The 7,500-nt window shown below is 71.3% G+C and carries 9 protein-coding genes and 1 tRNA gene (1 of these 10 only partly in view); 7 read left to right on the top strand and 3 right to left on the bottom strand.

Features of this window, described 5'->3' with window-relative positions; genetic code table 11:
* On the bottom strand, nt 1-50 hold the beginning of the coding sequence (locus AB0F13_RS13980; protein ID WP_362080311.1) for a helix-turn-helix transcriptional regulator. It extends 388 nt beyond the left edge of the window; the window shows 50 of its 438 coding nt (coding positions 1-50); it begins with the start codon at nt 48-50; its stop codon lies off the left edge, out of view.
* A 171-nt stretch (nt 51-221) separates the two neighbouring features.
* Between AB0F13_RS13980 and argC the strand changes: the two genes are divergently transcribed.
* The 6 genes from argC to AB0F13_RS13950 are packed head-to-tail and all read left to right on the top strand — an operon-like array spanning nt 222 to nt 5,220.
* Entirely contained in the window at nt 222-1,250 is a 1,029-nt protein-coding gene (gene argC / locus AB0F13_RS13975; RefSeq protein ID WP_362080308.1) for an N-acetyl-gamma-glutamyl-phosphate reductase, read from the top strand.
* Nucleotides 1,247-1,393: a hypothetical protein gene (locus AB0F13_RS13970; protein ID WP_362080306.1), complete on the top strand. Its 147-nt coding sequence runs from the start codon at nt 1,247-1,249 to the stop codon at nt 1,391-1,393. The genes argC and AB0F13_RS13970 overlap by 4 nt, the downstream gene beginning before the upstream one ends.
* Nucleotides 1,390-2,541, top strand: coding sequence for a bifunctional glutamate N-acetyltransferase/amino-acid acetyltransferase ArgJ (gene argJ, locus AB0F13_RS13965; protein ID WP_362080303.1), 1,152 nt, complete (start codon nt 1,390-1,392; stop codon nt 2,539-2,541). The genes AB0F13_RS13970 and argJ overlap by 4 nt, the downstream gene beginning before the upstream one ends.
* Nucleotides 2,538-3,467, top strand: coding sequence for an acetylglutamate kinase (gene argB, locus AB0F13_RS13960; protein WP_362080300.1), 930 nt, complete (start codon nt 2,538-2,540; stop codon nt 3,465-3,467). The genes argJ and argB overlap by 4 nt, the downstream gene beginning before the upstream one ends.
* Complete coding sequence (locus tag AB0F13_RS13955) at nt 3,464-4,657, top strand: acetylornithine transaminase (protein ID WP_362080297.1); 1,194 nt, start codon at nt 3,464-3,466, stop codon at nt 4,655-4,657. Before argB ends, AB0F13_RS13955 begins: the two co-directional genes overlap by 4 nt.
* Before the next feature lie 20 nt (nt 4,658-4,677).
* A complete protein-coding gene (locus tag AB0F13_RS13950; protein WP_362080294.1) occupies nt 4,678-5,220 on the top strand; it encodes an arginine repressor in 543 nt (180 codons plus the stop codon).
* Nucleotides 5,221-5,325: 105 nt separating this feature from the next.
* Here AB0F13_RS13950 and AB0F13_RS13945 read toward each other — a convergent pair.
* Both AB0F13_RS13945 and AB0F13_RS13940 read right to left on the bottom strand, forming a co-directional pair.
* Nucleotides 5,326-5,402, bottom strand: a tRNA-Pro gene (locus AB0F13_RS13945).
* An 86-nt stretch (nt 5,403-5,488) separates the two neighbouring features.
* Nucleotides 5,489-6,034: a Uma2 family endonuclease gene (locus tag AB0F13_RS13940; protein ID WP_362080291.1), complete on the bottom strand. Its 546-nt coding sequence runs from the start codon at nt 6,032-6,034 to the stop codon at nt 5,489-5,491.
* A gap of 148 nt (nt 6,035-6,182) precedes the next feature.
* On the opposite strand from AB0F13_RS13940, the gene AB0F13_RS13935 reads away from it, so the two are divergent.
* On the top strand, nt 6,183-7,379 hold the full coding sequence (locus AB0F13_RS13935; RefSeq protein ID WP_362080288.1) for an argininosuccinate synthase: 1,197 nt from the start codon (nt 6,183-6,185) through the stop codon (nt 7,377-7,379).
* The last annotated feature ends 121 nt before the right edge of the window (nt 7,380-7,500 follow it).

Below are 7,500 nucleotides of genomic sequence, written 5' to 3'. Positions count from 1 at the left end.
TCCATCACGTCCCGCGCGCGGCGTAGCCGTACCAGGTCCTCCAGGGTCATGCGCACCAGCATCGCACGGCGGCGGTGGCCCGCCTCCGCGATCAGTGCTCCTCGGCCGTCGGGCGCATCACGCCCACGCCCACCAGCACCACGCCCGGTCATCTCCTACCCATTGCATAAAACTGCCGTTCTCCGTATAGTCATGCCTCATTACGGATGGAGGGCCGATTGATGGCGATACGTGCGGCAGTGGCCGGGGCGAGTGGATACGCGGGCGGGGAGATACTGCGCCTGCTGCTCGGGCACCCCGAGGTCCGTATCGGCGCGCTGACCGGCAATTCGAACGCGGGCCGGCCGCTCGGCACCCTTCAGCCGCACCTGCCGTCGCTGGCCGGGCGGGTGCTGGAGCCGACCACCGCCGAGGCGCTCGCCGGGCACGACGTCGTCTTCCTCGCCCTGCCGCACGGGCAGTCCGCCGCCGTCGCCGCGCAGCTCGGCGACGAGGTGCTGGTCATCGACTGCGGAGCGGACTTCCGGCTGAAGGACGCGGGGGACTGGGAACGGTTCTACGGGTCGCCGCACGCCGGGACCTGGCCCTACGGGCTGCCCGAGCTGCCCGGTGGGCGCGAGGCGCTGCGGGGGGCGAGCCGGATCGCCGTTCCGGGCTGCTTCCCGACCGCGGTCTCGCTCGCGCTGTTCCCCGCGTACGCCGCCGGGCTGGCCGAGCCCGAGGCCGTGATCGTCGCCGCGTCCGGCACGTCCGGCGCCGGCAAGACCGCCAAGCCGCACCTGCTCGGCAGCGAGGTCATGGGCTCCATGAGCCCGTACGGCGTCGGCGGCGGGCACCGGCACACCCCGGAGATGAACCAGAACCTCTCCGCCGTCGCCGGGGAGCCGGTCACCGTCTCCTTCACCCCGACGCTGGCGCCCATGCCGCGCGGCATCCTCGCCACGTGCAGCGCCAAGGCCCGGCCGGGCGCGACCGCGCAGTCCGTGCGGGCCGCGTACGAGAAGGCGTTCGCGGGTGAGCCGTTCGCCCGGCTCCTGCCCCAGGGACAGTGGCCGGCCACGTCGTCCGTGTACGGCTCCAACACCGCCCTCATCCAGGTCGCCCTCGATGAGGCGGCCGGCCGGATCGTCGCCGTCAGCGCCATCGACAACCTCGCCAAGGGCACCGCGGGCGGCGCCGTACAGAGCATGAACATCGCCCTCGGGCTCGCCGAGGAGCTGGGGCTGCCGGCCACCGGAGTGGCGCCGTGAGCGTCCGCCGCGTGGTCGCCACCGTGCTCGCCAGGTGGGTGCCGTGCGGCCCCCCGGCCGGCTGCGCCGGCCCGCAGGACATGACGAACAAGCCCGTACCGCCGCTTCGCGCGGGCGGGCAAGCCACCGAGGAGTCGCAGTGAGCGTCACCGCAGCAAAGGGATTCACGGCCGCGGGCATCGCCGCCGGGATCAAGGAGAGCGGCAGTCCCGACCTGGCCCTCGTGGTCAACCAGGGGCCGCGCCTGGCCGCGGCCGGCGTCTTCACCGCCAACCGCGTCAAGGCCGCACCCGTCCTGTGGTCCCAGCAGGTCCTGCGCGGCGGCCAGGTCTCGGCCGTCGTCCTCAACTCCGGCGGCGCCAACGCCTGCACCGGCCCCGAGGGCTTCCAGGACACCCACGCCACCGCCGAGAAGGCCGCCGGGGTGCTGGGCCACAGCGCCGGTGAGATCGCCGTCGCCTCCACCGGCCTCATCGGTGTCCGGCTGCCGATGGACCGGCTGCTGCCCGGCATCGAGAAGGCCGCCGCCGAGCTCTCCGCGCACGGCGGCGAGAAGGCCGCCATCGCCATCAAGACCACCGACACGGTCCACAAGACCGCCGTCGCGCAGGGCGACGGCTGGACCGTCGGCGGCATGGCCAAGGGCGCGGGCATGCTCGCCCCCGGCCTCGCCACCATGCTCGTCGTCCTCACCACGGACGCCGACGTCGACGCCGCCGGGCTCGACGCCGCGCTGCGGGACGCGACCCGCACCACCTTCGACCGCGTCGACTCCGACGGCTGCATGTCCACCAACGACACCGTCCTGCTGCTCGCCTCCGGCGCCTGCGGCATCACCCCGCCGGAGGCCGCCTTCACCGAGGCCGTACGGACCGTCTGCGACGACCTCGCCCGCCAGCTCATCGGCGACGCCGAGGGCGCGAGCAAGGACATCCGCATCGAGGTGACGGGCGCGGCCACCGAGGACGACGCCGTCGAGGTGGGCCGCTCCATCGCCCGCAACAACCTCCTCAAGTGCGCCATTCACGGCGAGGACCCCAACTGGGGCCGGGTGCTCTCCGCCATCGGCACCACCTCCGCCGCCTTCGACCCCGACCAGCTCAACGTCGCCATCAACGGCGTGTGGGTCTGCCGCAACGGCTCCGTCGGCGAGGACCGTGATCTCGTCGACATGCGGTACCGGGAGGTCCGCATCACCGCCGACCTGGCCGAGGGCGACAAGAGCGCCGTGATCTGGGCCAACGACCTCACCGCCGACTACGTCCACGAGAACAGCGCGTACTCCTCATGACCGCCACCACCGAGCCCCGGAGCACCCGCCGGCACACGGCCCTGCCCAAGGCCCGCACCCTCGTCGAGGCGCTGCCCTGGCTGACGCGCCATCACGGCAAGACCGTGGTCATCAAGTTCGGCGGCAACGCCATGGTCGACGAGGAGCTGAAGGCCGCCTTCGCCCAGGACGTCGTCTTCCTCCGGCACGCCGGGCTCCACCCGGTCGTCGTGCACGGCGGCGGACCGCAGATCAACGCCCAGCTGGACCGGCTGGGCCTGCAGTCGGAGTTCAAGGCCGGGCTGCGGGTCACCACGCCCGAGGCCATGGACGTCGTGCGGATGGTGCTCGCCGGACAGGTGCAGCGCGAGCTCGTCGGGCTGCTCAACCGGCACGGTGCGCTCGCCGTCGGCCTCACCGGCGAGGACGCGCGTCTGATGACGGCCACCAAGCACTACGCCGAGATCGACGGCGAGCGGGTGGACATCGGCCGGGTCGGCGAGATCACCGGGATCGACCCCGGCGTCGTACGGACGCTGCTGGACGACGGCCGCATCCCCGTCATCTCCTCCATCGCCCGCAGCACCGACGACGGCGACCCCAACGGTGTCTACAACGTCAACGCGGACACCGCCGCCGCCGCGCTCGCCGCCGCACTGGGCGCCGAGACGCTGATGGTCCTCACCGACGTCGAGGGCCTCTACGCCGACTGGCCGAACAGCGACGACGTCATCAGCCAGCTCACCGCGAGCGAGCTGGAGCAGCTGCTGCCCGAGCTGGCCAGCGGCATGGTCCCCAAAATGGAGGGCTGCCTGCACGCGGTGCGCAGCGGTGTCACCACCGCCCGCGTGATCGACGGACGCGTCCAGCACGCCATCCTGCTGGAGATCTTCACGGACGAAGGCATCGGCACGATGGTCGTCCCCGACCCGGAGGGGCAGTCGTGACCAACGCGGATCTCACCAGGCGCTGGCAGGGCGCCCTCATGGACAACTACGGCACCCCCCGCATCCCGCTCGTGCGCGGCGAGGGGACGGCCGTATGGGACGCCGACGGCAAGCGCTACCTCGACTTCACCGGCGGCATCGCCGTCAACTCCCTCGGGCACGCCCACCCCGCGATCGTCCGCGCGGTCTCCGACCAGATCGCGACCCTGGGACACATCTCCAACCTCTTCACCGCCGAGCCGACGGTCCAGCTGGCGGAGCGGCTCCTGCGGCTGGCCGGCCGTCCGGGGCGCGTCTATTTCTCCAACTCCGGTGCGGAGGCGATCGAGGCCGCGTTCAAGATCGGCCGGCGCACGGGCCGCACCCACATGGTGGCCGCCGCCGGCGGCTTCCACGGCCGCACCATGGGCGCCCTCGCCCTCACCGGCCAGCCCGCGAAACAGGAGCCGTTCCTTCCGCTGCCCGGCGAGGTCACGCATGTGCCGTACGGGGACGCGGCGGCGCTGCGCGCGGCGGTCACCGCCGGGACCGCGCTCGTGGTGCTGGAACCGGTCCAGGGCGAGAACGGCGTGATCGTCCCGCCGGACGGCTATCTGGCCGCCGCCCGCGAGATCACCCGGGCCACGGGAACGCTGCTCGTCCTCGACGAGATCCAGACAGGTATCGGCCGCACCGGCAACTGGTTCGCGCACCTGGCACAGGGCGTCGAGCCCGATGTCGTCACCCTCGCCAAGGGCCTGGGCGGCGGCCTGCCCATCGGCGCCACTCTGGCCTTCGGCCCCGCCGCCGACCTGCTGACGCCCGGTCAGCACGGTTCGACCTTCGGCGGCAACCCGGTCTCCTGCGCGGCCGCGCTCGCCGTCCTGGACACCCTCGCCGCCGGGGAGGCCCTCGGCCATGTGACGCGCACGGGCGGGCTGCTGCGTGACGGGATCGCTGCGCTCGGCCACCCGCTCGTCGACCATGTCCGTGGTACGGGCCTGCTGCTGGGTATTGTCCTTGGCGAGCCCCTCGCACCGAAGGTGCAGCAGGCGGCCCAGGAAGCCGGTCTCCTGGTGAACGCGGTCGCACCCGACGTGGTGCGGCTGGCCCCTCCACTGATCATCACCGACGATGAGGTGGAGACGTTCCTCCAGGTGCTGCCCGGCGTCCTGGACGCCGTCGCCGGCGGGGCCCACGGGGAACGATGATCCGGAGACTGACGACAACGATGACCGAGGCGCAGGAGATCGAGCCGGGCCACGGCGGGCAGGCCGTGCCGCAGACCCGCACCGCACGCCACCGCCGGATCGTGGACATCCTCAGCCGGCAGGCCGTGAGGTCCCAGAGCCAGCTCGCCAAGCTGCTCGCGGACGACGGCCTCTCCGTCACCCAGGCGACGCTCTCCCGCGACCTCGACGAGCTGGGCGCGGTCAAGATCCGTAACACCGGCGGCGAGCTGATCTACGCGGTCCCCTCCGAGGGCGGTGACCGCACACCACGCGCTCCCCTCGGCGAATCCGCCACGGAGGCCCGCATGGGCCGCCTCGCCGCCGAGCTGCTGATCTCCGCCGAGGCGTCCGCCAACCTGGTGGTCCTGCGCACCCCGCCGGGCGCCGCCCAGTTCTTCGCCTCGGCCATCGACCAGGCGGGCGTCCACGAGATCATCGGCACCATCGCGGGCGACGACACCCTGCTGCTGATCAGCCGCGACCCGGCCGGCGGCCAGGCGCTGGCCGATCACCTGCTGAGGCTGGCACAGAAGGAAGGCTGACCGGTCCCCGTCCGGGGGCCGGTCCGGCCCGGACGGGGTGGCCGTACCAACGCGAAAGGCCGCTTCCGCTGTCTGCGGAAACGGCCTTCGACCTGCGAAAATCGCTGGTCGGGACGGCGGGATTTGAACCCACGACCCCTTGACCCCCAGTCAAGTGCGCTACCAAGCTGCGCCACGTCCCGGTGCGACGTTCCCTCCGGGCGTTTCTTCCCGGTGGGGCGTGCAGGAAGAAAATATCCTGTTCCGTGCTGTGATCCAAATCGGGGGGTCAGTGCCTGCGGTCGAAGGTGTCCGTGGGGATGTCGATTATGGTGCCGTCGGCCAGCTGGAGGTGGATGGTCTCGCCGTACGTGTGCTGCCGACGGGTGGCGTATGTGCCATCCACCGGCCGGGTGAGGAGGTCGCACTCGCCTCGGAACGGGTCGATGACCAGAAACGCCGGGACGCCGGAGCGTGCGTACTGCTCCTCCTTGAGCGTGAAGTCGTACCCATCGTGCCTTGTGGAGGCGATCTCAACCGCGGCCAGCAGGTCCTTGTGCGAGTAGGGCTCCCCGGTCTGGCCGTCCCGGAGGATCGACACGTCCGGTACGCGCGGCGCCTCCCCTGGGAACTCGATCAGCACATTGGACAGCACCCGTTCCCCGGCCAGACCCGCCGCGAGCGCGGCCTTCTGGACGTCGAAGTCCGTGTGGCAGTGAGCCCCCGTCCGCATCGAGATGACGATCCGGTCGCCCACCACGTCGATCTTGATGCCTCCTTGGTGCTCGCAGATCGCGTGGAACGTGTTCACGAGGGCGTCGAGTGGCCATGGCATGCGCCAAGCCTTCCGCGCGCGCCACCCCCCGTGTGGGTCCGCAGGCAACGTTCACTCGCCCGAGCTATTGACGAAACATACGGCGTAGTGCATAGTTATGCCTATCAGCGCATGAGAGCGCAGCGCACTGCACCGTAAGGAGAAACCCGTGACCGAGCGCGTCGTACTCGCCTATTCCGGCGGCCTTGACACCTCCGTCGCCATCGGCTGGATCGCCGAGGAGACGGGCGCCGAGGTCATCGCCGTCGCCGTGGATGTCGGTCAGGGCGGCGAGGACCTGGACGTCATCCGCAAGCGCGCGCTCGCCTGCGGTGCGGTGGAGGCGGAGGTCGCCGACGCCAAGGACGAGTTCGCCGAGGAGTACTGCCTCCCGGCGATCAAGGCCAACGCCCTGTACATGGACCGGTACCCGCTGGTCTCCGCCCTCTCGCGGCCCACGATCGTCAAGCACCTCGTGGCCGCCGCCGAGAAGCACGGCGCGACCACGGTCGCCCACGGCTGCACCGGCAAGGGCAACGACCAGGTGCGGTTCGAGGCGGGCATCTCCTCGCTCGCGCCCGAGCTGAAGTGCATCGCGCCGGTCCGTGACTACGCGATGACCCGGGACAAGGCCATCGCCTTCTGCGAGGCCAAGGGCCTGCCGATCGCGACGACGAAGAAGTCCCCGTACTCCATCGACCAGAACGTCTTCGGCCGGGCCGTCGAGACCGGCTTCCTCGAGGACATCTGGAACGCGCCGATCGAGGACGTCTACGACTACACCGCCAACCCGGCCACCCCCCGGGAGGCCGACGAGGTGATCGTCACCTTCGAGCGGGGCGTCCCGGTTGCCCTCGACGGCAAGCCCGTCAGCGTGCTGCAGGCCATCCAGCAGCTGAACGAGCGGGCCGGCGCGCAGGGCGTCGGGCGGCTGGACATGGTCGAGGACCGGCTGGTCGGCATCAAGTCCCGGGAGATCTACGAGGCGCCCGGCGCGATCGCGCTGATCACCGCCCACAAGGAGCTCGAGGCCGTCACTGTCGAGCGCGAGCTGGCCCGGTACAAGCGGCAGGTCGAGCAGCGGTGGGCCGAGCTGGTCTACGACGGCCTGTGGTTCTCGCCGCTCAAGCGGGCGCTGGACGGGTTCATCGCCGAGGCCAACGAGCACGTCTCCGGCGAGATCCGGATGACCTTGCACGGCGGCCGGGCCGTCGTCACGGGCCGCAAGTCCGAGCAGTCGCTCTACGACTTCAACCTCGCCACCTACGACACCGGCGACACCTTCGACCAGTCCATGTCGAAGGGCTTCATCGAGATCTTCGGGCTGTCGAGCAAGATCGCGGCCAAGCGGGACCTCGCCCACTAGGCCCCGGCCTGCACCGAAGCGCTGCCCGACGAGGCCCTCGACGCCTTCGGTGCTCCCTACGTCGTCAAGGACGACGGCCTGGCCGCCGGCAAGGGCGTCGTCGTCACCTCCGACCTGGCCG

It is taken from the genome of Streptomyces sp. NPDC026206, from assembly GCF_040638465.1.
Taxonomy (GTDB): domain Bacteria; phylum Actinomycetota; class Actinomycetes; order Streptomycetales; family Streptomycetaceae; genus Streptomyces.
This window is presented reverse-complemented; position numbering and strand designations above follow the sequence as displayed.

Excerpts from the sequence above, each read along its gene's own strand:
- AB0F13_RS13940 (WP_362080291.1), bottom strand. The coding sequence starts at position 6,034 with ATGCCATGGCCACTCGACGCCCTCGTGAACACGTTCCACGCGATCTGC.
- argC (WP_362080308.1), top strand. The coding sequence starts at position 222 with ATGGCGATACGTGCGGCAGTGGCCGGGGCGAGTGGATACGCGGGCGGG.
- argB (WP_362080300.1), top strand. The coding sequence starts at position 2,538 with ATGACCGCCACCACCGAGCCCCGGAGCACCCGCCGGCACACGGCCCTG.
- AB0F13_RS13950 (WP_362080294.1), top strand. The coding sequence starts at position 4,678 with ATGACCGAGGCGCAGGAGATCGAGCCGGGCCACGGCGGGCAGGCCGTG.